We start from the raw sequence: 22327 nt of genomic DNA, 5'->3' as shown, positions 1-22327 counted from the left end.
GCGCGCACCCCGGACGGGGAAACGCGAATGGATCGCTGGACCCTCACATTACCGCAAAGCATGTAAAGTTGCGAATTGTTTTTCGCCGAAATTTCAGATAGGGCGCCGGCTGAGTTGTGCGGCCATCCGCCTCAACACGCCAGGGAGGTCCTCCCCGGCCCGCGGTTGGAACAGGCGCTGCGCGGGAAACCAGGGGCGAACCGCGCTGCCGAGTTGGGTCCAGTCCCGCCCACCGAAGCGCCAGACCGGCACGCCGAGCGCCGCCGCCAGTTCCCCCACCGCCGTGGCGGGCGCGATCACCAGATCCAGGGTCGTCATCAGCGCCGCCGTCCCGTCGACATCATCGGTCAGGTTGAGGTCGTCCCAGCGATGGATGGCGACGCCGAACCGGTCCTCCGCCGCGACCCGCTCGGCCTCGCACGCGCCGTACTGGAGGTTGACGAAGACCAGACCCGGCACGGCGAACAGCGCGCCCCACTGGTCGAGCCGGCTGTAGGCGGCGCGGCGCGATTCGGTCATCAGCGCGCTGCGCCAGCCGATCCCCACGCGCAGGCCGGGGCCGAGCGCGGCCACCCGCTCCCGCCACACCGCCACCCGCGCCGGGTCGGGGACCAGCCAGCCGTCGGCCGCCCCTGGGAAGGCGGACAGGTCGCGGCGGAACACCCGGGCCAGGGAGCCGATGGGCGTGTGCAGGTCGCAATCGGGCACCGCCACGGCATCCGGACTTTGCGGGCGGACCAGCGCGCCGGGAAAGGAGCGGGCGAACAGGGGCACCAGCCGCCGGTCGGCCTCGATCACCACGGAACGGGAGCGGGCGATCGCCTCGGTGCAGAGCGAGGAGAACAGGATGGTGTCGCCCACCCCCTGCTCGCCCCAGATCAGCAGGCGCTTGCCCGTCAAGTCCTCGCCGCGCCACGCGGGCAACCGTGGCTGGCGCGCCCCGCCCGCCTGACCGGACGCGAAGCGCCAGCCATAGCCGGCCCAACCCTCCGCCAGTTCGCCGCGCTCCAACTGCAGCAAGCCACGGTTGAATTGGGCCAGCGCCAGATCGGGCACCACGCGCAGCGCCCGCCCGTACAGGCGCTCCGCCAGCCCGTCGTCGCCCAGGCGCTGCACCGCCAAACCGAGATTGCAGAGCGCCGCCGCGTAGCCGGGGTCGAGCGCCAGGGCACGGCGGAACCAGCGGCCCGCCTCCGCATGGCGGAGGCGGGCCTGCAACGCGTGGCCGAAGTTGTTGTTGGCCTGCGGCTCGTCCGGCATCAGCCGCAGGGCGCGGCGGTGCACCCGCTCGGCCTCGTCCAGCCGTTCGGCGTCGCGCAGACCGCCGCCGAGGTTAGACAGCCCCTCCGGCAAGGCCGGGTCGAGCAGGACGGCGCGCTGCCACGCCGCCAGGGCGGCGGCGGCCCGCCCTTGCCGGCTCAGCGCGTTGGCCAGATTGTTCCAAAAGGTCGCCCGGTCGGCGCGGTGGGCCAGGGCGGCGCGGTGGCAGGCTTCGGCCTCGGCGAAACGGCCCTGCCCGGCGCGCAGCGTGCCCAGGCTGTCGGCCGCGTCCACGAACCGGGGATCGAGGGCAAAGGCCGCCGCGAAGCATGTGGCGGCCCCGTCCATCTGTCCGAGATCGCGCAGCACCAGCCCGAAGCCGTAGAGCAGCGCCGGGTTGCGGCGATCCAGCCGCAAGGCGTCGGTGTAGGCGGTCACCGCCTCGGCCAGCCGTCCCTCGGCGTGGTGGCGGGCGGCCTCGGCCGTCAGACTGGAGAGATCATCGCGGGAAGGGGCGTCGGGACTCATCCCGGCAGAGTGGCCCGCGGGACCGGAACGGCGCAAGCGCCGTCCGGCCCCGCGGTTGCCGGTTGCTCAGTCCTCACCGTCCTGCAGCGCCGGCGGACGCGGGGCGGCGTTGACCGGGGCGGCGAGCTGGGCGTCGACCACCGCCACCGCCGTCATGTTGACCAGACCGCGCGTGGTCACCGACGGGGTGACGATGTGCACGGGGCGCGCCACGCCCAGCAGCATCGGCCCGACATTCTGCGCGTCAGCCATGATCTTCAGCATGTTGAAGGCGATGTTGGCGGCGTCCAGGGTCGGCATGACCAGCAGGTTCGCCTCGCCCTTCAGGCGGCTGTCGGGCAGAACGCCCTTGCGCAGCACCTCCGACAGGGCGGCGTCGGCGTGCATCTCGCCGTCCACCTCCAGATCGGGATTCTCCTCAGCGATGAGCTGGTAGGCCAGACGCATCTTGCGGGCCGACGGGGTGTCGGCGCTGCCGAAGTTGGAGTGCGAGAGCAGAGCCACCTTCGGCTCGATGCCGAAGCGCTTCACCTCCTCCGCCGCCAGCCGGGCGATCTCGGCCACCTGCTCGGCGGTCGGGTCGGGGTTGACGTAGGTGTCGCAGATGAAGTGCGTGCCCTTCTGCGAGATCAGCCCGTTCATGGCGGCGGCGACCTTCACGCCCTTGCGCAGGCCGATCACCCCCATGACGTGGTTGAAGTGGTCGCCGTAGCGGCCCGAGGTGCCGCAGACCATGCCGTCGGCCTCGCCCCGGCGGACCATCAGCGCGCCGAAGACGGTCGGCTGGCTGCGCACGACGTTCAGCGCGTTGGCCGGCGACACGCCGCGGCGGCCCATCATCTGCCGGTAGACCTCGGCGTAGTTGTGGCAGCGCAGGTCACGGGCGGCCTCGATCACCTCGACGTCCTTGCCGATGCGGATGCGCAGGCCCATGTCGGCGATCGTCCGCTCGATCACGTCGGCGCGGCCGAGCAGGACCGGATGGGCGATGCCGTCGTCCACCACCACCTGGGCGCAGCGCAGCACGCGCGGCTCCTCGCCCTCGGCGTAGACGATGCGCTTGGGGGCCGCCTTCGCCTTGGTGATGACCGGCTTCATGACGAGGCCGGAGCGGAAGACATACTGGCCGAGGCTGTCGCGGTAGGCGCGGAAATCGACGATCGGCCGCGTCGCCACGCCCGACTCCATGGCGGCCTTGGCGACCGCCGAGGACACCTCGATCACCAGACGCGGGTCGAAGGGCTTGGGCAGGATGTAGTCCGGGCCGAAGCGCAGGTTCTCGCCGACATAGGCAGCGGCCACCACGTCCGACGGCTCGGCCTGGGCGAGGCTGGCCATGGCGTGGGTGGCGGCGATCTTCATCTCCTCGTTCACCGTCGTCGCGCCGACGTCGAGCGCGCCGCGGAAGATGAAGGGGAAGCAGAGGACGTTGTTGACCTGGTTGGGAAAGTCCGAGCGGCCGGTGGCGATGATGGCGTCCGGGCGGGCCTGCCGGGCGAGGTCCGGCATGATCTCCGGCTCCGGGTTGGCCAGCGCCAGCACCAGCGGCTTGTCGGCCATGCGGACCAGCATCTCCGGCTTCAGCACCTTGGCGCCCGACAGGCCGAGGAAGATGTCCGCCCCGTCGATGACGTCGTTCAGCACGCGGGCGTCGGTGTCCTGCGCGTAGGCGTCCTTGTAGGGGTTCATCTCCTCGTTGCGGCCCTTGTGGACCACGCCGATGCGGTCGACCAGCCAGACGTTCTCGCGCTTGACGCCCAGGCTGAGCATCAGGTCCAGGCAGGCGATGCCCGCCGCCCCGCCGCCGGTGGAGACGACCTTGACGGTGGAGATGTCCTTGCCGACCAGCTTCAGCCCGTTCAGCACCGCCGCACCCACCACGATGGCGGTGCCGTGCTGGTCGTCGTGGAAGACCGGGATCTTCATCCGCTCGCGGCAGCGGCGCTCCACCTCGAAGCAGGCGGGGGCGGCGATGTCTTCCAGATTGATGGCGCCGAAGGTCGGCTCCAGCCGGACGATGGTGTCGACCAGACCGTCGACGTCCTTCTCGTTCAGCTCCAGGTCGAAGCAGTCGATGCCGGCGAACTTCTTGAAGAGGACGGCCTTGCCCTCCATGACCGGCTTGGCGGCCATCGGGCCGATGTCGCCCAGGCCCAGCACCGCCGTGCCGTTGGTGACGACCGCCACGAGGTTCGCGCGGGCCGTCAGCTCCGCCGCCTGGGACGGGTCGGCGGCGATGGCGCTGGACGCCGCGGCCACGCCCGGCGAATAGGCCAGCGCGAGGTCGCGCTGGTTCGCCATGGGCTTGGTGGCGACGATCGCCAACTTACCGGGCTTCGGATTCCGGTGGTACTCAAGCGCCATCGCGTCGAAGTCGCCGGACATACGTCCTCTCCCCTTTAACTTGATTTCAGTTAATTTGCCGAACGACGAACTGTTTCCCCTCCGGCTTATACCCGAATTGTCCGAGTACCGGAATGGGAAAGGGGCAGCCCGCGGCGGACCGCCCCTTCCTTTTCACGCCTCAGGACCAGAGGCCGGCCCCGCGTCAGATGCGGGCCAGGGCCGGTTCCTTGAAGTGCTCCTGGTACTCGGCGACCGCCTTGCTCTCGTCGAACTCGCCTTCCATCTTGGCGACCACGATGGTGGCGACGCCGTTGCCGATCAGGTTGGTGATGGCGCGGGCTTCCGACATGAAGCGGTCGACGCCGAGCAGCAGGGCCAGACCCTCGATCGGCAGGTGGCCGGTGGCCGACAGGGTGGCCGCCAGCGTCACGAAGCCGCCGCCGGTGACCGCCGCAGCCCCCTTGGACGTCAGCATCAGCAGGCCGAGGATGGTGAGCTGCTGCCAGATCGTCAGGTCGATGTTGAAGGCCTGGGCGATAAAGATCGCGGCCATCGACAGGTAGATGGAGGTGCCGTCCAGGTTGAACGAGTAGCCGGTGGGGATGACGAGGCCGACCACGTGCTTGGAGCAGCCGAACTTCTGCATCTTCTCCATCATGCGCGGCAGCACGGACTCCGACGAGGAGGTGCCGAGCACGATCAGCAGCTCGTCCTTGATGTAGCGCAGGAAGGTCAGGAGGCTGAAGTTGTACAGGCGGGCGATGCTGCCCAGCACGACGAAGACGAACAGCGCCATCGTGATGTAGACCGCCGCCATCAGCTGGCCGAGCGAGGTCAGCGACGACACGCCATACTTGCCGATGGTGAAGGACATGGCGCCGAAGGCGCCCAGCGGGGCGACGCGCATCAGGATGCCGATCACCCCGAACAGGGCGTGCGACACCTTCTCGAACATGTCCTCGACCACCTTGCCCTTCTGGCCCATGGCGGACAGCGCGACACCGAAGATCACCGCGAAGAACAGGATCTGCAGCATGTCGCCCTTGACGAAGGCGCCGATGACGTTGTCCGGGACGATGTTGACCAGGAAGTCGATGGTCGTGTGGTTCTGCGCCTCGGTCGCGTATTTGGCGACGGCGTCGGCCTTCAGCGAGCCGGCCTGGATGTTCATCCCCGAGCCCGGCTTCAACAGATTGACGACCAGCAGGCCGAGCCCCAGGGCGAAGGTGGTGACGATCTCGAAATACAGGATCGCCTTGCCGCCGACCTTGCCGACCTTCTTCATGTCGCCGATCGAGGAGATGCCGGTGACCACGGTCAGGAAGACGATCGGGCCGATGACCATCTTGATCATCTTGATGAAGACGTCGCCCAAGGGCTTCATCTGCACCGCAAGAGCCGGATAGAAATGGCCGAGCAGAATGCCGATGGTGATCGCGGTCAGAACCTGGACGGTCAGGTTCGTGTAGAATGGCTTTTTCTGGGGCTGCCCTTGGGCGTGCATGGTCGTCTCCTCGTGGCGTTCCTGAAATGGGCTGCCGCTCTTGTCTCGCGGTCGGCGGCCGGCCCGTCATGCCCCTCTTAAAGCAAGCGGTGTGCCAAAATTAAAGCTGAGGAATCGCAGCGCTCTGACGGAGCGCGTGGGTCAGAATCCGCACGACAGGGGCGGAATCCATGTGCGAAAATCCGCACATCGCCCGCTCCGCGCGATTTCTTGTTGCGGCGCAGCATGGATTGAGGACCGTTGGTTAGGATCGTCCCCACCCGCTGGACATTTTCGCAAAGCCGCGACTGGCTCTCCCGGCGGGCGTCCGCCCTGTTTGCCCGTCCGCGGCGGGTGATGCTGGCCGTGCTGGTCGTCGGCATGCCGCTGGCGGCGGCGGTGGCCGCGGGTCTGGCGGCGGACAACGCCAGCGAATCCCTGCGCGAACAGGGGGCGGCGCAGCTCTCGCTCTACGAATCCAACCTGCGCACGGAGCTGGAGCGCCACGCCGCCGTGCCGATGGTGCTCGCCCGCGACCAGGAGGTCGCCGACCTGCTGCGCGATCCCAGCCCGGAGCGGGTGGACCGCCTGAACCGCAAGCTGGAGGCCATCGCGGCGACGCTGAAGGCGTCCGCCCTCTATGTGATGAACGGGACGGGAACCACCGTCGCGGCCAGCAACTGGAACGCCGCGCCCAGCTTCGTCGGGCAGAATTTCAGCTACCGCCCCTATTTCCAGTCGGCCATGGAGCGGGGGGAGGGGCATCATTTCGCGCTCGGCACCACCTCGCTCGTCCCCGGCTACTACACGGCGCAGCGGGTGGTGGCGGAAAACCGCACAGAGGACCGGACGGGCGATCGGGGGGCCGGCGTCGTGGTCCTGAAGGTCGGCTTCCAGGAGTTGGAGCGGGCTTGGTCGCACGGCCGGGAGAAGGTTCTGGTCTCCGACCGCGACGGCGTCGTCTTCATCACCAACGTGGAGGGCTGGCGCTACAACGCGCTGCCCCGCCGCCTGCCGGTCACGCTGCCCGCGGCGTCGCCCCCCGCGACCGAGGAGATCCCCACCCTGCCTTGGGCCTTCGGCGGGGCGTCCGACCGCATCACGCTGCGGGAAGGCAACGCGGAGCGGCGCTACCTCCTGCAATCCGCCGCGGTGCCCGGCGGCGATTGGACGATCCACGCCCTGACCAGCCTCGCCCCGGTCGCCACCCGCGCCCAGCAGGCCGGGCTGCTCGCCGCCGCGGTGGTGGCGCTGGCCGCCCTGACCGGCCACGCGCTGGCCCAGCGCCGCCTGAACCTCGTGGAGCGGCTGGCCCTCCAGGAGGAGGCGCGGGCCGAGCTGGAGCGCCGCGTGGCCGCCGCCACGGCGGAGCTGCGCGCCACCGAGAACGAGCTGACCCAGGCGGCGAAGCTGGCGGCGCTCGGCCAGATGTCGGCGGCCATGGCCCACGAGATCAACCAGCCGCTGGCCGCCATCCGCAGCTTCGCCGACAACGCGGTGGTGCTGCTGGAGCGCGGGCGGCCGGACGCGGTGCGCGACAATCTGGCGGAGATCGCCGACCTGACCGACCGCATGGCCGCCATCACCCGCAGCCTGAAGGGCTTCGCCCGGCGCGCCTCGGGCACGCTGGGCGCGGTGTCCGCCGCCGCCGCCGTCGGGCAGGCGCTGGCCCTGCTGGAGGCGCGGCTGCGCCGGGATTCCGTAACGGTGGACACCGACCTGCCCGCCAGCGCCCTGCTGGTCACCGGCGAGGACGTGCGGTTGCAGCAGGTGCTGGTCAACCTGATCGGCAACGCCGCCGACGCTATGCGCGCCTCGCCCCGCCGCCATGTCCGGATCGCCCTGGCCGCGGAGGGGGAGGAGGCGGTGCTGACGGTCAGAGACAGTGGTCCCGGCATCGCCGAGGCCGACCTGCCGCGCATCTTCGTGCCCTTCTTCACGACCAAGGAGGCGGGCGACGGGCTCGGGCTCGGCCTGTCGATCAGCCACGGCATCGTCGAGGATTTCGGCGGCAGCCTGACCGCCGCCAACCACCCGGAGGGCGGCGCCCTCTTCACCATCCGCCTCAAGCGCAGGGATTCCCAGACATGACGACCGGCAGCACCGCCCCGGGCGGCCCCGTCCTCTTCGTGGACGACGAGCGGTCCGTCCGCCTCGCCGGGCAGCAGGCGCTGGAGCTGGCCGGCTTCGACGTCACCGCCTGCGACGGGGCGGAGCGCGCGCTGCGCCATCTCGGCCGCGACTGGCCGGGCGCCTTGGTCACCGACGTGCGCATGCCGCAGATCGACGGGCTGGAGCTGATGGAGCGCGCCCTGGCGCTGGATCCCGAGCTGCCGGTCATCCTGATCACCGGCCACGGCGATGTGCCGATGGCGGTGGAGGCGATGCGGCGCGGCGCCTACGACTTCCTGGAAAAGCCCTTTCCCTCCGACCGTCTGGTCGAGGTGACGCGGCGCGCCGTGGAGAAGCGCCGGCTGGTCCTGGAGAACCGGCGCCTGCGCGACCAACTGGCCGGGCTGGCCGCCGGTGAGGCCTCGCCCATCGTCGGGCGGACGCCGGGGATCGAGCGGCTGCGCGGCGCCATCGCCGCGGTGGCCGACACCGACGCCGACGTGCTGGTGCTGGGCGAGACCGGCACCGGCAAGGAGATGGTCGCCCGCGCGCTCCACGCCGGCAGCAACCGGCGCAAGCACCCCTTCGTCGCCCTGAACTGCGGCGCCATGCCCGAGGCGATCTTCGAGAGCGAGCTGTTCGGGCACGAGGCCGGGGCCTTCACCGGGGCCGGCAAGCGCCGCGTCGGGCGCATCGAGCACGCCAGCGGCGGCACCCTCTTCCTCGACGAGATTGAGAGCATGCCGCTGTCGCTCCAGGTCAAGCTGCTGCGCGTGATCCAGGAGCGGGTGGTGGAGCCGCTGGGCTCGAACGAGCTGATCCCCGTGGACCTGCGCGTCGTCGCCGCGACCAAGCTGGACCTGCGCAAGGCGGCCAGCGAGGGCAAGTTCCGCGAGGACCTCTATTACCGGCTCAACGTCGTCGTGGTGACCATCCCGCCGCTGCGCGACCGCCGCGACGACATCCCCCTGCTGTTCCAGCATTTCGTCGTGCAGGCCGCCGCCCGCTACAACCGCGAGCCGCGCGCGCCGAGCCCGGCGCAGGTGCAGCGGCTGGCGGCGCACGACTGGCCAGGCAACGTCCGCGAGCTGCGCAACGCCGCCGACCGCTTCGTGCTGGGACTGGACGACACGCTCTCCGCGGTGGGCGGCACCGCTCCGGCGATGGCGGCGGGACGCAGCGGCCTGTCGCTGGCCGAGCAGGTGGACCTGTTCGAGAAGAGCCTGATCGAAAGCGAGCTGGCCCGTTGCAAAGGCAGCGTGAAGGCCGCCATCGAGGCGCTGAACATCCCGCGCAAGACCTTCTACGACAAGCTGAAGCGCTACGGCCTCAGCCGCGAGGATTTCGTGGAGTGAGGGGCCGTCATTCGGCGGCCAGCGCGTGGGCGAAGGTCTCCACCCCCTGCACACCGGCCGCGCTCAGCCCGTAGGTGCCCTTGGCGATGCGCTCAAACCAGCCGTAGACGTTGCGCTGGAGAATGGCCGCGGCGTCCTTCGGCGCCCCGGCCGCGCGCAGCGCCTTCAGCGACAGCGGCCCGGCGGCCAGCAAGCGGGCGCAGCGCAGCGCGTCCTGACGGTAGGCGGTGACGATGGGCACGCGGGTGGAGCCGCCGCGGTTGGGATCGCCGCGGCGCCGCGCGTGCTCGCCCAGCAGGCGGGCGGTGCGCGTCTTGTCCTTGCGCGGGCTGTAGGGAACGGGGTCGAGCAGGACCTCCACCTCATGCCCAGCCGCCCGGCCGGTGTCGACGATCAGCAAGCCGACGCCCAGCCGCCGGCACAGCTTGCGCACCCCGCTGTCGTGGGGCGACGCGCCGCTGGCCTTGCGCCCCGGCTGCGGCACGGCGAGATAGACGGTGTCGGTTAGGGCGAGTCGGTCGACCCCCTGAAGCAGCAGGTCCAGGGTGAAGCGCTTCTTCAGCTCGACGATCAACGGCGGCTCGGCCCCACGCACCGCGACGAGGTCGCAGCCGTGAATCTCGGCCTTCACATCGTAGCCCTGGGCTTCGAGGAAGGCCTTCACGGGGGCGTAGAGGTCGGTTTCGGCGGTGATGGACAAAGGAAGAAACTTTCGCTACGAGCCTCCGCTCTACCCCCTTTCCCCACTGAACGGGAAAAGACGGCAAGGCCGTTCAGAATAGCCGCTTGCCTTCGCTGAACACACCATGCTTCGCAACGAACTCATCATAAGCATTCAACGCCGGGCCGTTTTCCTCAGCCCAGCGCCGCTGCCCATGGGTCAAATCCCGGATTCCAGGGGCCACGACGACCCCTGGCTGTGGAGCGCGAGAGAGCCACACCCCCTCGCTCGTCATCACGCCGCGGCCTTCTGCTTGCGCAGGATGGCCAGGATGTCGGAGGCGGCCTTCGGGATGTTGGTGCCGGGGCCGTAGATGGCGGCGGCGCCCGCCTTGTAGAGATAGTCGTAGTCCTGGGGCGGGATGACGCCGCCGCAGACGACGAGGATGTCGCCGGCGCCCTGGCGGCGCAGCTCCTCGACCAGTTGCGGGACCAGCGTCTTGTGGCCGGCGGCCTGGGACGACACGCCGATGACGTGCACGTCGTTCTCCACCGCCTGACGGGCGGCCTCCTCCGGGGTCTGGAACAGCGGCCCGATGTCCACGTCGAAGCCGATGTCGGCGAAGCTGGTGGCGATCACCTTGGCGCCGCGGTCGTGGCCGTCCTGGCCCATCTTCACGACGAGGATGCGCGGGCGGCGGCCCTCCTCGGCGGCGAAGGCGGACACCTCCTCCTGAATCCTCTTGAAGCCCTCGTCGCCTTCGTAGGCGGCGCCGTAGACGCCGGAAACCGAGCGGATGACCGCGACATGGCGGGTGAAGGCCTTCTCCAGCGCGTCGGAAATCTCGCCGACCGTGGCGCGGGCGCGGGTGGCCTCGACCGCCAGGGCGAGCAGATTGCCGGACTTCTCCGTGGCGGCCTTGGTCAGCGCCTCCAGAGCGGCGCGGCACTTGGCGTCGTCGCGGTTGGCGCGCACGCTGTTCAGGCGGGCGATCTGGGATTCGCGGACCGCCGTGTTGTCGATGTCCAGCACGTCGACCATCTCGGGGTTCTCCGGACGGTACTTGTTGACGCCGACGATCACCTCCTCGGCGCGGTCGACGCGGGCCTGCCGGCGGGCGGCGGCCTCCTCGATCAGCAGCTTGGGCATGCCGCTGTCCACCGCCTTGGTCATGCCGCCCAGATACTCGACCTTGTTAATGAGGTCGAGCGCGGCGTTGGCGAGGCTGTGGGTCAGATTCTCGATGTAGTAGGAGCCGCCCAGCGGATCGACCACATTGGTGACGCCCGACTCCTCGGCGATGATGAGCTGGGTGTTGCGGGCGATGCGGGCGGAGAATTTGGTCGGCAGGCCCAGCGCCTCGTCGAAGGCGTTGGTGTGCAGCGACTGGGTGCCGCCCAGCACCGCGGCCATCGCCTCGATGGTGGTGCGGATGACGTTGTTGTAGGGGTCCTGCTCGGTCAGGCTGACGCCGGAGGTCTGGCAGTGGGTGCGCAGCGCCAGCGAGCGGGCGTCCTTCGGGTCGAACTTCTGCTTCATCAGGGTCGACCACAGCAGGCGCGCGGCGCGCAGCTTGGCGATCTCCATGAAGAAGTTCATGCCGATGGAGAAGAAGAAGGACAGGCGCGGCGCGAACTTGTCGACCGGCAGCCCCTTGGACATGGCGGCGCGGACGTATTCGAGACCGTCGGCGATGGTGAAGGCCAGTTCCTGCACCGCGGTCGCCCCGGCTTCCTGCATGTGATAGCCGGAAATCGAGATCGAGTTGAACTTCGGCATGTTCAGCGCCGTGTACTCGATGATGTCCGCGATGATCCGCATCGAGGGTTCGGGCGGGTAGATGTAGGTGTTGCGGACCATGAACTCCTTGAGGATGTCGTTCTGGATGGTCCCGCTCAGCTTGTCCTGGCTGACGCCCTGCTCCTCCGCGGCGACGATGTAGCCGGCGAGGATCGGCAGCACCGCGCCGTTCATGGTCATCGACACCGACATCTTGTCGAGCGGGATGCCATCGAACAGGATCTTCATGTCCTCGACGCTGTCGATGGCGACGCCGGCCTTGCCCACGTCGCCGACCACGCGCGGGTGGTCGCTGTCGTAGCCGCGGTGGGTGGCGAGGTCGAAGGCCACCGACAGGCCCATCTGCCCGGCCTTGAGGTTCGCCTTGTAGAAGGCGTTGGAGTCCTCGGCGGTCGAGAAGCCGGCGTACTGGCGGATGGTCCAGGGCTTCACCGCGTACATCGTGGCGCGCGGGCCGCGGGTGAAGGGCGGGAAGCCGGGCAGGCTGTCCAGCTCCAGCCCCTCCAGATCGTCGGCGGTGTAGAGGGCCTTGACGTCCAGCCCCTCCGGAGTCTTCCAGACGAGGTCGTCGAGCGTCCCGTTGGCGCCCAGGTCCTTGGTGGCCAGGGTCTGCCAGTCGGCCTGGGTCTTCTTCGGGAACTCGCTCATGGGACGTCTCCTCGACACGGCTTCTTGGTTCGAATGATTTGAAACGATCAATGAATGGGTGGGCGCTTGCCCCCTCCCCGGCCCTCCCCCGCTTCGCGGGAGAGGGAGATAAGTCCCCTCCCTCGCCAAAGGCGGGGGTGGGTTAGGGAGGGGGCAAAATCCCCCCTACCCTCAGCCCTGCGACCGGCGGGCGACGACCTTCCAGGCGGCCTGCATGATCGCGGCACCCAGCGCGGTCTTCAGGACCGTGGCGGCCAGGAACGGCGTCAGGCCCAGCGCGACGGCCTTCTCGCCGCCGAACAGGACGGCCATCCAGGCCACGCCCGGGACGAACAGCAGGGCATGGCCGATCGCCAGGGCGCCGACGGCCTTGAGCGGGCTGCGGTCCCAGCCGCGCTCGGCCAGCCAGCCGGTGACGCCGGCGGCCAGGACGAAGCCCAGCAGGTAGCCGGCGGTCGGGCCGGCCATGTAGGCCGGGCCGGCGCCCGGACCGGCGAAGACCGGCAGACCGGCGAGGCCTTCCAGCAGGTACAGCAGGACCGTCGCCGTGGCGAGCCGGCTGCCGTAGGCCATGCCGAGCAGGATGACGACCATGCTCTGCATCGTCATCGGCACCGGCCAGAAGGGCACCTGGACCTTGGCCGAGGCGGCCAGGAGCAGGCTGCCCAGAACCGCCGCGGTGGCGGCGGTGAGCAGGCCGCCCCGCGGGGCGACCGTCTCGAGAAGCGAAGCGGCACGCTGCGAAAGCGTGTTTGCGAAAGCCATCGTCCTTACCTTTCCCTATATGTCGGAGCCCGCTTGGCTCACGCGAACTCCAGGATCTTCTGATCGACCGCCAGGCTGGAGCCGGGCGTCGCGTGCACCTTGGACACCGTGCCATCCTGCGCCGCGCGCAGGATGTTTTCCATCTTCATCGCCTCGACCACGGCCAGCACCTCGCCGGCCTTGACCTCCTGCCCCTCGGTCACGGCGACCGAGACGAGCAGGCCGGGCATCGGCGACAGCAGGAACTTCGACATGTCCGGCGGTGCCTTCACCGGCATCAGCGCGTCGAGCCGCGCCGCGTTCGGGGTCAGCACCTTGACCAGCGCCTGGCTGCCGGAGTGCGACAGGCGGTAGCCGACGCCGACGCGGTCCACCTGGACGCAGACATGCGCGCCGTTCACCGTGCCGCGGAACAGCGGCTGGCCGAGCATCCAGTCGCTCCACACCACATGGTGCATGCCCTCGAAATCGACGGTGTAGCCGATGCGCTGCGGGCTGCCGTCCGTCGGGCGGACATGGACCGGGTGCTGCGCGCCGTCCATCACGACGACCCAGTCGTCGCGCACCCGGACCTTGTTGCCCGGCATCTTGCCGCTGATCTGGATGTCGCGGTCGTTCAGGCAGCGGTGGATCACCGCGGCGACGGCGATCAGGACCGCCGGGTCGTCCGGCGGCAGGTCGGAGGCGTGGAAGCCGGTCGGGTATTCCTCGGCGATGAAGTTGGTGGTCAACCGGCCGTCGACGAAGCGCTGGTTGGCCATCAGCGAGGCGAGGAACGGGATGTTGTGGCTGACGCCGCGGATGTAATACTGGTCCAACGCCTCGCGCATGCGGGCGATGGCGGCGTCGCGCGTCGACCCCCAGCTGCACAGCTTGGCGATCATGGGGTCGTAGTACATGGAAATCTCGCCGCCCTCGTAGACGCCGGTATCGACGCGGACATGCGGGTCCTCCGACGGCGGACGGTAGTGGGTCAGCCGGCCGGTCGAGGGCAGGAAATTGCGGAAGGGGTCCTCGGCGTAGACGCGGGACTCGATGGCCCAGCCGTGCAGCTTGATGTCGTCCTGGCGCAGCGTCAGCTTCTCGCCCGCCGCGACGCGGATCATCAGCTCGACGAGGTCGAGGCCGGTGACCAGCTCGGTGACCGGATGCTCCACCTGGAGACGGGTGTTCATCTCCAGGAAGTAGAAGTTGCGCTCGGCGTCGACGATGAACTCGACCGTGCCGGCGGACTTGTAGTCCACGGCGCGGGCCAGCGCCACGGCCTGCTCGCCCATCGCCTTGCGGGTCGCGGCGTCGAGGAAGGGCGACGGCGCCTCCTCGATGACCTTCTGGTGGCGGCGCTGGATCGAGCATTCGCGCTCGCCCAGATAGAGCGCGGTGCCTTGCCCGTCCGCCAGCACCTGGATCTCGATGTGGCGCGGCTGCTGGATGTACTTCTCGACAAAGACGCGGTCGTCGGCGAAGGAGGAACGCGCCTCGTTCTGGGCCGAGCGGAAGCCTTCGCGGGCCTCCTCGTCGTTCCAGGCCACGCGCATGCCCTTGCCGCCGCCGCCGGCCGACGCCTTGATCATCACCGGGTAGCCGATGTCGCGGGCGATGGTCACCGCCTCGCTGTCATCGGCGATGACGCCCAGATAGCCGGGCACCGTGCTGACGCCCGCCGCCTTGGCCAGCTTCTTGGACTCGATCTTGTCGCCCATCGCCTGGATGGCGTGGGCGTCCGGGCCGATGAAGGCGATGCCGGATGCTGCCAGCGCCTCCTGGAACTCGCGCTTCTCCGACAGGAAGCCGTAGCCGGGATGGACGGCCTGGGCGCCGGTCTTCTTGCAGGCGTCGACGATGCGGTCGATCAGCAGGTAGCTCTGCGCCGAGGGGGCGGCGCCGATGTGGACGGCCTCGTCGGCCATCTCGACGTGCAGGGCGTTCTTGTCGGCGTCCGAATAGACGGCGACCGTCTTGATGCCCAGGCGGCGCGCCGTGCGGATGACGCGGCAGGCGATCTCGCCGCGGTTCGCGATCAGGATCTTTGAGAACAGGGTCGTCATGGGGCGGCGCGCCTTCAGAGCGGGATGTTGTCGTGCTTGCGCCAGGGGTTCTGGAGCTGCTTGTTCTTCAGCATGGACAGCGCCTTGATGACGCGCCGGCGGGTGCCGTGCGGCATGATGACGTCGTCGATGTAGCCGCGCGACGCCGCCACGAACGGGTTGGCGAACTTCTGCCGGTACTCCTCGGTGCGCGCCTCGATCTTGGCGGTGTCGCCGATGTCGCCGCGGAAGATGATCTCCACGGCACCCTTCGGCCCCATCACCGCGATCTCCGCCGATGGCCAGGCGTAGTTGATGTCGCCGCGCAGATGCTTGGACGCCATCACGTCATAGGCGCCGCCGTAGGCCTTGCGCGTGATGACGGTGATCTTCGGCACGGTGGCCTCGGCGTAGGCGAACAGCAGCTTGGCGCCGTGCTTGATGATGCCGCCGTACTCCTGCGAGGTGCCCGGCATGAAGCCGGGGACGTCCACCAGGGTCAGGATCGGAATCTCGAAGGCGTCGCAGAAGCGCACGAAGCGCGCGGCCTTCTTGGAGCTGTCGATGTCCAGGCAGCCGGCGAGCACCATCGGCTGGTTGGCGACGATGCCGACCGTGCTGCCGTTCATGCGGCCGAAGCCGATGATGATGTTCTTGGCGTAGTCGGGCTGAAGCTCGAAGAAGTCACCCTCGTCGACCGTCTTGAGGATCAGCTCCTTCATGTCGTAGGGCTTGTTCGGGTTCTCCGGCACCAGCGTGTCGAGCGACAGGTCGTCGCGGTCGATCGGATCGGTGCAGGGACGCTCCGGCGCCCGCTCGCGGTTGGAGGCCGGCAGGAAGTCGATGAAGCGGCGGAGCTGGAGCAGCGCCTCCACATCGTTCTCGAAGGCCATGTCAGCGACGCCGGACTTGCTGGAATGGGTGATCGCCCCGCCCAGCTCCTCCGCCGTGACCACCTCGTGCGTGACCGTCTTCACCACGTCCGGGCCGGTCACGAACATGTAGGAGCTGTCCTTCACCATGAAGATGAAGTCGGTCATGGCCGGCGAATACACCGCACCACCGGCGCACGGCCCCATGATCAGCGAGATCTGCGGGATGACGCCCGAGGCGTTGACGTTGCGCTGGAACACCTCGGCGTAGCCGCCGAGCGAGGCCACGCCCTCCTGGATGCGGGCGCCGCCGGAATCATTCAGGCCGATGACCGGCGCGCCGACTTTCATCGCCTGGTCCATGATCTTGCAGATCTTCTCGGCGTGGGCTTCCGACAGCGAGCCGCCGAAGACGGTGAAGTCCTGGCTGAACACGAAGACGAGGCGGCCGTTCACCGTGCCGTGACCGGTGACCACGCCGTCGCCGGGAACCTTCTGGCCTTCCATGCCGAAGTCGTTGCAGCGGTGCTGCACGAACATGTCGAACTCCTCGAACGAGCCTTCGTCGAGGAAGAGTTCGATGCGCTCCCGCGCGGTCAGCTTGCCCTTGGCGTGCTGCCCGGCGACGCGCTTTTCGCCGCCGCCCAGCCGCGCACCGGAGCGCATGGCGTCCAACTTGGCCAGAATTTCTTGCATCAGGCGTTTCCCACTTTGGCGAGCGGCGGAGGACCTTGCGAACCTTGTGGCTGCGGTCCCCTCACCGGAACGCCTGGATTATTCACAAGATTTGCAACAGGGCAATTGGCCGGGCGGGAAAAATGTGCGAAGTTGCGAACATCTTTGCAAACGCAGCGCGCGGTTTGCCAAGATTGCAAATATGCACTTCGGCATAATCTTCGGGTGATAGGCGGGTCCATGCAGAAGCTCTTCCTCGGCTACAAGCTCCGCCGCCTGCGCGAACAGCGCGGGCTGACCCAGGCGGCGCTGGCCAAGACGCTGGACCTGTCGCCGAGCTACCTGAACCAGATCGAGAACAACCAGCGTCCGCTGACCCTGCCGGTGCTGCTGAAGATCTCCGCCGTGTTCGAGGTGGACCTGTCCAACTTCGTCGAGGACGAGGACAGCCGTCTCGTCGCCGACCTGCGCGAGGCCCTGGCCGACCCGCTGTTCGCCGGGGCGCCGCTGACCAACGCGGAGCTGCGCAGCGCCGTCGGCTCAAGCCCGGAACTGGCCCGCCGCGTGCTGAGCCTGCACCAGGCCTACCAGAAGCTTCACGAGCGGGTGCAGTCGCTGGCCGACAGCCTGTCCAACCAGGAACCGAGCGACGCCTTCGCCGGGCCACAGTTCCCCTACGAGGAGGTCCGCGACTATTTCCACTACTGCAACAACTACATCGGCCCGCTGGACGAGGCGGCGGAAAATCTGTGGAACACGGAGAAGATCCACTCCGGCGCCCTGCTGAACGAGCTGGCCGCCTATCTGAAGCGGCGGCACGACGTCCGTGTGAAGATCGTCGCCGACGATGGCGAGACGGCCATGCGCAGCTACGACGGCAGCACCGGCACGCTGCGCCTGTCCGCCTTGCTGAACGGCCCCAGCCGCGCCTTCCACATGGCGCACCAGATCGCCCTGCTGGGCTTCGGCGACGTGATCGAGGAGCGCGTCGCCCAGGCGAAATTCTCCAGCGAGGACGCGCGGTCGATCTGCCGCGTCGGGCTCGCCAACTATTTCGCGGGGGCGCTGGTCCTGCCCTACCGCGCCTTCGCCGCCCAGGCCCGCGCGCTGCGCCACGACGTCGAGCAGTTGCAGAGCCGCTTCGGCGCCAGCTTCGAGCAGGTCTGCCACCGGCTGTCCACCCTGCAGCGGCCGGGGGCGCGCGGCCTGCCCTTCTACTTCGTGCGGGTGGACATGGCCGGCAACATCACCAAGCGCCATTCGGCGACGCGCTTCCACTTCGCGCGCTTCGGCGGCGCCTGCCCGCTGTGGAACGTGCACGAGGCCTTCGCCCAGCCCGGCAAGATCCTGGTGCAGTTCGCCACCATGCCCGACCGCACCACCTACATCGGTATCGCCCGCACGGTGACCAAGCGCGGCGGCGCCTATCTGAAGCCGTCGCGCCAGTTCGCCGTCGGGCTCGGCTGCGAGGCGACCCACGCCAACGAGATCGTCTACGCCGCCGGCATCGACACCTCCAACGAGGCCGCCGCCGTGCCGATCGGCGTGAACTGCCGAATCTGCGAGCGCACCGACTGCCAGCAGCGCGCCTTCCCGCCCATCGGCAGCCAGCTCTCGGTGGACGAGCACCACCGCAGCTTCGTCCCCTACCTGTTCACCCAGGAGGGGCGGACCGTGGAAAAGGCCTGAAGGGTTGGCGATTCCGCTGCGGCCGCTCTATCATCCGCGGCCCAACCGACAGGATCACGACATGACGACGCCCACCGCCCGGCCCCTGCCCCAGAAGACCATCGGCGTCCTCGGCGGCATGAGCAACCAGGCCACCGCCGAATATTACCGCCTGCTGAACGAGGGGCTGAACGCCCGCTTCGGCGGCTGGGACAACGGCGAGATCGTCATCGTCAGCGTCAATTTCGGCAACATCGAGCATTTCGTCCGACGGAACGAATGGGACGCCGCGCGGCGCTATCTGTCCGGCAAGGTCGACGCGCTGGAGCGCGCCGGGGCCGACGTGATCCTGTGCGTGTCGAACACCATGCACCGTGTGGTCGAGCCGATCATGGCCGACCGCGCCACCCCCTTCATCCACATCGCCGACCCGACCGGTGCGGCGATGCGGGCCGCCGGCCTGTCGCGGGTGGCACTGCTCGGCACGATGGCGACGATGCTCTCCGAGGACCTGCGCCGCCGTTACGAGGAGCGCTTCGGGGTCGAGATCATGGTGCCCTCCGATCCCGACAAGGCGACGGTCGACCGCATCATCTTCGACGAGCTGGTGCGGCGCGACCTGCGCCCGGAGTCCAAGGCCCAATATCTGGAGATCATCGACCGGATGGCCGCCGACGGGGCGCAGGGGGTGATCCTCGGCTGCACCGAGATCTTCCTGCTGGTCGATCAGGCCGACCGGCCGGGGTTTCCAATGTTCAACACGACGGCGCTCCACACCGACGCCGCGGTGGCCTTCGCGCTGGGCGACTAGGCCACCGCCGACCCGCCGGAGACCGACGCCTCAGGACGGCGCCCCTCCGGCGGCGGGTGCCGCCTTCAGGCGCCGGATCATGGCGAGCGCCTCCGGCGGCGGCCGGCGCTCGACGCGCCGGTAGACACGCCCGTCGCGCGTCCGGTCGAGTAGGCCGAAATCGCACAGCTCGCGGCGCAGCAGGACATGGTCGCCGAACCGGTTGGCGCCGCGCAGGACGTCGTTCACCTCGCCCTCGCCCATCGCCCGACCGGCGTCAATCCGCGACCACAGAACCCACAGGCACAGATCGCGCTCGCTGCGCTTCGGCGGCCAGCGCAGCAGGGCGCCGGCGGCGTCGAAGCAGCGGGCCACCTTCAGGAGCCGAACCGGATCGACCGGTGGCGGCGCGTCCACCACCACGCCGGGAGGGTCCTGCGCCGTGAATTGCTCCACCGTCTGGGCCTGGGGCTGGATCTGTGTCTGTGTCTGTGTTTGGGCCTGGACCCGGAAATGCTGGAAGTTCCGGCAGCCGACGGCCTTGGCCAGCATGTTGAGCCATTCGACATGGCCTGGCGGCTCGGTCCGGTTGGCAAGTTGCGCGCGCAGCGAGCGCGCAAGAGCGGAAATATCGCCCGCGCTGTAGGGCAGCGGCGTTCTGGACATGGATTCATCCTCACAACGCGCCAATCCGCGGAGGGATGCCGGTGGTCGCCAACTTCCGACGCGGCACGCGATGAGGTGTCGGTCGATGGGGTGTCGTGGCAGGTTTAGCTCCCCGGAACGGGGCGGCGACGCCTTGGTGAACTGCCGACCAGAGGTGTTTTCTACCGCAAGGCGGCGGCGCTGGCAAGCCGCCTGGGCAGAGCGACGCCCCCCGGCTCCGCCCGCAGACGAACCCTCAGCTCGGGTAATGGCCGCCCAGGGTTTCCGACAGCCGGTGGCCGGCGGCCAGCAACAGGGGCATCATCACCGCCACGCGCTCCTCGGTGAAGCGGGTCAGCGGGCCCGACAGGGTCAGGGCGCCGACCAGCCCCTCCCGCTGGGAGAAGACCGGAACGGCGGCGGCGCCGGTTTCGGATTCGCGCTCGCCGAAGGACAGCAGGGGCAGGGCGGCGAAGTCCTCCGCCGACACCGCTCCGGCGAAGCGGAGGAGCACATGGCCGGCGGCCCCCCGGTCCAGGGGCAGGCGGTCGCCTTCGTGGACGTGGTCGCGGATCGCCTGCGTCGAATCCTCGCGGAACGCGCAGATCCGCCACGCCCCTTCGCGCCGGAAGAAGGACGCGCTCTCCCCGCTCTCGCGCATCAGCTGGCGCAGCACCGGCCGGACATGGTCCTCCAGGCGCAGGGAGCGTTGGTAGAGTCCCCCCAGCCGCATCAGCTCCGGGCCGAGCCGGTAGGACTTGTCCTGGTGGCGGACGAGATAGCCGGCCTTCTCCAGGGACACGGTCAGCCGCAGGATGGTGCTCTTGTAGAGCCCGGTCCGCGCCGCGATCTCCGTCAAACTCAGCGCGTGATCGCCCGCCTGGAAGCAGCCGACGATGCTCAGCGCCCGGTCGACGGCCTCCACTCCGCCGGCGGAGGCCGTGGTCGTGGCTGTGGTCGTGGCCATGGTCGTCTTGGGCTTTGCGTCGGTCATATCGCATCCTTCATTGGCAGCCTGGCGGCCTTGGCCATTGGCAGCCTTAGCGCGCATTTTTCCCCGACACAACCGTCGGACGTCAAGGATGGCCGGGGCGGAAAAAAGTGGGAGGGCGAACGGTTCGGGGTTGACGCATTTAGTACGCCTATGTTCTCTTAGATGAAACATGGTTCTATCTAACAGAACTTCTGCGAGGCGAAGGGTGGAACGCTACAGGCTGTTCATCGACGGGGACTGGTGCGATCCGGTGTCCAACGAGTGGTTCGAATCGACGGAGCCCTATTCGGGACGGGCGTGGGCGGAGATTCCGCGCGGGACGCAGGGCGACGCCGATCGCGCGATCGAAGCGGCGCACCGCGCCTTCCTGGCTCCGGAATGGGCCGGGCTGACCGCGACCCAGCGCGGCGCCCTGCTGCGCCGGCTGGCCGAGCTGATCGAGCGCAACGTCGACCGGCTGGGCGCCATCGAGCAGCGCGACAACGGCAAGCTGATGGCCGAGGTCAGCGGGCAGGTGCGCAACGTCGCCCAGTGGTTCCATTACTACGCCGGCCTTGCCGACAAGGTTCAGGGCGCCGTCGTGCCGATCAACAAGGCCGACGTCTTCAACTATGTGAAGTACGAGCCGCTCGGCGTCGTCGTCGCCATCACGCCGTGGAACTCGCCGCTGGCTCTGACCACCTGGAAGATGGCCCCGGCCCTGGCCGCCGGGAACACCATCGTCATCAAGCCGTCGGAATACACCTCCGCCTCCATCCTGGAGCTGGCGAAGCTGGCCCATGAGGCGGGCTTCCCGCGCGGCGTCGTCAACGTCGTCACCGGCTTCGGCGGCGAGGTCGGCGAGCCGCTGGTCCGCCATCGCCTGACCGCCAAGGTCGCCTTCACCGGCGGCGACATCGGCGGCCAGCGCGTCAACGAGGCGGCGGCGCCGGGCCTGAAGAAGGTGACGCTGGAACTGGGCGGCAAGTCGCCGAACATCGTCTTCGACGACGCCGACCTCGACCAGGCGGTGAAGGGCGCCATCTCCGGCGTGTTCGGCGCCTCGGGCCAGACCTGCATGGCCGGCTCGCGCCTGCTGGTGCAGAAGACCATCCACGACGCCTTCGTGGAGAAGCTGGTCGCGGCGGCGGGCGAGGCGCGCATCGGTGATCCGTCGAAGATGGACACGCAGATCGGACCCATCGCCACCCGCGCGCAGTGGGAGAAGATCCTGCGGATGATCGAGATGGCCAAGGCGGAGGGCGCGGTCTGCGCGCTCGGCGGCCATGCCCTGTCGGGACCGGAGTACGGCCAGGGGCAGTTCGTCGCGCCGACCATCTTCACCGGCGTCCGCAACGACATGCGCATCGCCCAGGAGGAGGTGTTCGGCCCGGTGCTCTGTGTCATCCCCTTCGAGGACGAGGAGGACGCGCTGCGCATCGCCAACGACGTCGAGTTCGGTCTGGCGGCCGGCGTGTGGACGCGCGACCTGCACCGCGCGATGCAGTGCGTGGACCGGCTGCGCGCCGGGACGGTGTGGGTGAACAACTATCGCTCCACCAGCTTCACCACGCCCTTCGGCGGCTACAAGCGCTCCGGCCTCGGCCGCGAGGGCGGCGTGGAGGCGATCAAGGAGTATCTCCAGACCAAGAGCGTCTGGATCACCACCAAGCCCAACCGCGCCAACCCCTTCGTGCTCGGCTGAGGCCGGGCCTGCAG

The 22327-nt window shown here is 68.9% G+C and carries 15 protein-coding genes; 5 read left to right on the top strand and 10 right to left on the bottom strand.

The features are described from left to right. Window positions 1–93 precede the first annotated feature (93 nt). The 3 genes from FBZ83_RS26750 to FBZ83_RS26740 all read right to left on the bottom strand — a co-directional run bounded on the left by FBZ83_RS26750 (window position 94) and on the right by FBZ83_RS26740 (window position 5638). Window positions 94–1788 (bottom strand): tetratricopeptide repeat protein, encoded by a 1695-nt coding sequence (locus FBZ83_RS26750; RefSeq protein WP_145689842.1) that lies wholly within the window; start codon window positions 1786–1788, stop codon window positions 94–96. A 66-nt stretch (window positions 1789–1854) separates the two neighbouring features. Then, a complete protein-coding gene (locus tag FBZ83_RS26745; protein WP_145689841.1) occupies window positions 1855–4173 on the bottom strand; it encodes an NADP-dependent malic enzyme in 2319 nt (772 codons plus the stop codon). A gap of 163 nt (window positions 4174–4336) precedes the next feature. Then, complete coding sequence (locus tag FBZ83_RS26740; RefSeq protein ID WP_145689840.1) at window positions 4337–5638, bottom strand: dicarboxylate/amino acid:cation symporter; 1302 nt, start codon at window positions 5636–5638, stop codon at window positions 4337–4339. A 240-nt stretch (window positions 5639–5878) separates the two neighbouring features. Here FBZ83_RS26740 and FBZ83_RS32420 point away from each other — a divergent pair, with 240 nt between their 5' ends. After that, the gene (locus FBZ83_RS32420) at window positions 5879–7708 is read left to right on the top strand and encodes a sensor histidine kinase (RefSeq protein ID WP_282186915.1); all 1830 of its coding nucleotides are present in this window, start codon (window positions 5879–5881) and stop codon (window positions 7706–7708) included. Continuing rightward, window positions 7705–9084: a sigma-54-dependent transcriptional regulator gene (locus FBZ83_RS26730; protein WP_145689839.1), complete on the top strand. Its 1380-nt coding sequence runs from the start codon at window positions 7705–7707 to the stop codon at window positions 9082–9084. The genes FBZ83_RS32420 and FBZ83_RS26730 overlap by 4 nt, the downstream gene beginning before the upstream one ends. A 7-nt stretch (window positions 9085–9091) precedes the next feature. On the opposite strand, the gene FBZ83_RS26725 is transcribed toward FBZ83_RS26730, so the two are convergent. From FBZ83_RS26725 to FBZ83_RS26705, 5 genes are all read right to left on the bottom strand, one after another. Then, entirely contained in the window at window positions 9092–9784 is a 693-nt protein-coding gene (locus FBZ83_RS26725; protein ID WP_145689838.1) for a DUF2161 domain-containing phosphodiesterase, read from the bottom strand. A gap of 255 nt (window positions 9785–10039) precedes the next feature. Beyond that, window positions 10040–12193: a methylmalonyl-CoA mutase gene (gene scpA / locus FBZ83_RS26720; protein ID WP_145689837.1), complete on the bottom strand. Its 2154-nt coding sequence runs from the start codon at window positions 12191–12193 to the stop codon at window positions 10040–10042. 171 nt (window positions 12194–12364) lie between these two features. Further along, window positions 12365–12958 carry a biotin transporter BioY gene (locus tag FBZ83_RS26715; RefSeq protein WP_137141241.1) on the bottom strand — a complete coding sequence of 198 codons (594 nt, stop codon included), beginning with the start codon at window positions 12956–12958 and terminating at the stop codon, window positions 12365–12367. A gap of 38 nt (window positions 12959–12996) precedes the next feature. Further along, the gene (locus FBZ83_RS26710; RefSeq protein WP_145689883.1) at window positions 12997–14997 is read right to left on the bottom strand and encodes an acetyl-CoA carboxylase biotin carboxylase subunit; all 2001 of its coding nucleotides are present in this window, start codon (window positions 14995–14997) and stop codon (window positions 12997–12999) included. Window positions 14998–15020: 23 nt separating this feature from the next. Continuing rightward, window positions 15021–16553, bottom strand: coding sequence for an acyl-CoA carboxylase subunit beta (locus tag FBZ83_RS26705; RefSeq protein ID WP_137141242.1), 1533 nt, complete (start codon window positions 16551–16553; stop codon window positions 15021–15023). A gap of 219 nt (window positions 16554–16772) precedes the next feature. Between FBZ83_RS26705 and FBZ83_RS26700 the strand changes: the two genes are divergently transcribed. Both FBZ83_RS26700 and FBZ83_RS26695 read left to right on the top strand, forming a co-directional pair. Further along, window positions 16773–18221: a helix-turn-helix domain-containing protein gene (locus FBZ83_RS26700; protein WP_145679376.1), complete on the top strand. Its 1449-nt coding sequence runs from the start codon at window positions 16773–16775 to the stop codon at window positions 18219–18221. 61 nt (window positions 18222–18282) lie between these two features. Further along, a complete protein-coding gene (locus FBZ83_RS26695) occupies window positions 18283–19011 on the top strand; it encodes an aspartate/glutamate racemase family protein (protein ID WP_145689836.1) in 729 nt (242 codons plus the stop codon). Window positions 19012–19041: 30 nt separating this feature from the next. Here the strand turns inward: FBZ83_RS26695 and FBZ83_RS26690 are convergent, their stop codons facing one another. Both FBZ83_RS26690 and FBZ83_RS26685 read right to left on the bottom strand, forming a co-directional pair. Further along, window positions 19042–19656 carry a DUF2087 domain-containing protein gene (locus FBZ83_RS26690; RefSeq protein ID WP_145689835.1) on the bottom strand — a complete coding sequence of 205 codons (615 nt, stop codon included), beginning with the start codon at window positions 19654–19656 and terminating at the stop codon, window positions 19042–19044. A gap of 235 nt (window positions 19657–19891) precedes the next feature. Continuing rightward, complete coding sequence (locus FBZ83_RS26685) at window positions 19892–20629, bottom strand: IclR family transcriptional regulator (protein WP_211101703.1); 738 nt, start codon at window positions 20627–20629, stop codon at window positions 19892–19894. 205 nt (window positions 20630–20834) lie between these two features. Between FBZ83_RS26685 and FBZ83_RS26680 the strand changes: the two genes are divergently transcribed. Then, window positions 20835–22313: an aldehyde dehydrogenase gene (locus tag FBZ83_RS26680; RefSeq protein WP_145689834.1), complete on the top strand. Its 1479-nt coding sequence runs from the start codon at window positions 20835–20837 to the stop codon at window positions 22311–22313. The last annotated feature ends 14 nt before the right edge of the window (window positions 22314–22327 follow it).

It is taken from the genome of Azospirillum brasilense (assembly GCF_007827815.1).
Taxonomy (GTDB): Bacteria; Pseudomonadota; Alphaproteobacteria; order Azospirillales; family Azospirillaceae; genus Azospirillum; species Azospirillum brasilense_C.
This window is presented reverse-complemented; position numbering and strand designations above follow the sequence as displayed.

Coding starts and splice junctions, on each gene's coding strand:
- scpA (WP_145689837.1), bottom strand. CDS start 12,193: ATGAGCGAGTTCCCGAAGAAGACCCAGGCCGACTGGCAGACCCTGGCC.
- FBZ83_RS26700 (WP_145679376.1), top strand. CDS start 16,773: ATGCAGAAGCTCTTCCTCGGCTACAAGCTCCGCCGCCTGCGCGAACAG.
- FBZ83_RS26740 (WP_145689840.1), bottom strand. CDS start 5,638: ATGCACGCCCAAGGGCAGCCCCAGAAAAAGCCATTCTACACGAACCTG.
- FBZ83_RS26690 (WP_145689835.1), bottom strand. CDS start 19,656: ATGTCCAGAACGCCGCTGCCCTACAGCGCGGGCGATATTTCCGCTCTT.
- FBZ83_RS26730 (WP_145689839.1), top strand. CDS start 7,705: ATGACGACCGGCAGCACCGCCCCGGGCGGCCCCGTCCTCTTCGTGGAC.
- FBZ83_RS26685 (WP_211101703.1), bottom strand. CDS start 20,629: ATGACCGACGCAAAGCCCAAGACGACCATGGCCACGACCACAGCCACG.
- FBZ83_RS26715 (WP_137141241.1), bottom strand. CDS start 12,958: ATGGCTTTCGCAAACACGCTTTCGCAGCGTGCCGCTTCGCTTCTCGAG.
- FBZ83_RS26695 (WP_145689836.1), top strand. CDS start 18,283: ATGACGACGCCCACCGCCCGGCCCCTGCCCCAGAAGACCATCGGCGTC.
- FBZ83_RS26705 (WP_137141242.1), bottom strand. CDS start 16,553: ATGCAAGAAATTCTGGCCAAGTTGGACGCCATGCGCTCCGGTGCGCGG.
- FBZ83_RS26745 (WP_145689841.1), bottom strand. CDS start 4,173: ATGTCCGGCGACTTCGACGCGATGGCGCTTGAGTACCACCGGAATCCG.
- FBZ83_RS26750 (WP_145689842.1), bottom strand. CDS start 1,788: ATGAGTCCCGACGCCCCTTCCCGCGATGATCTCTCCAGTCTGACGGCC.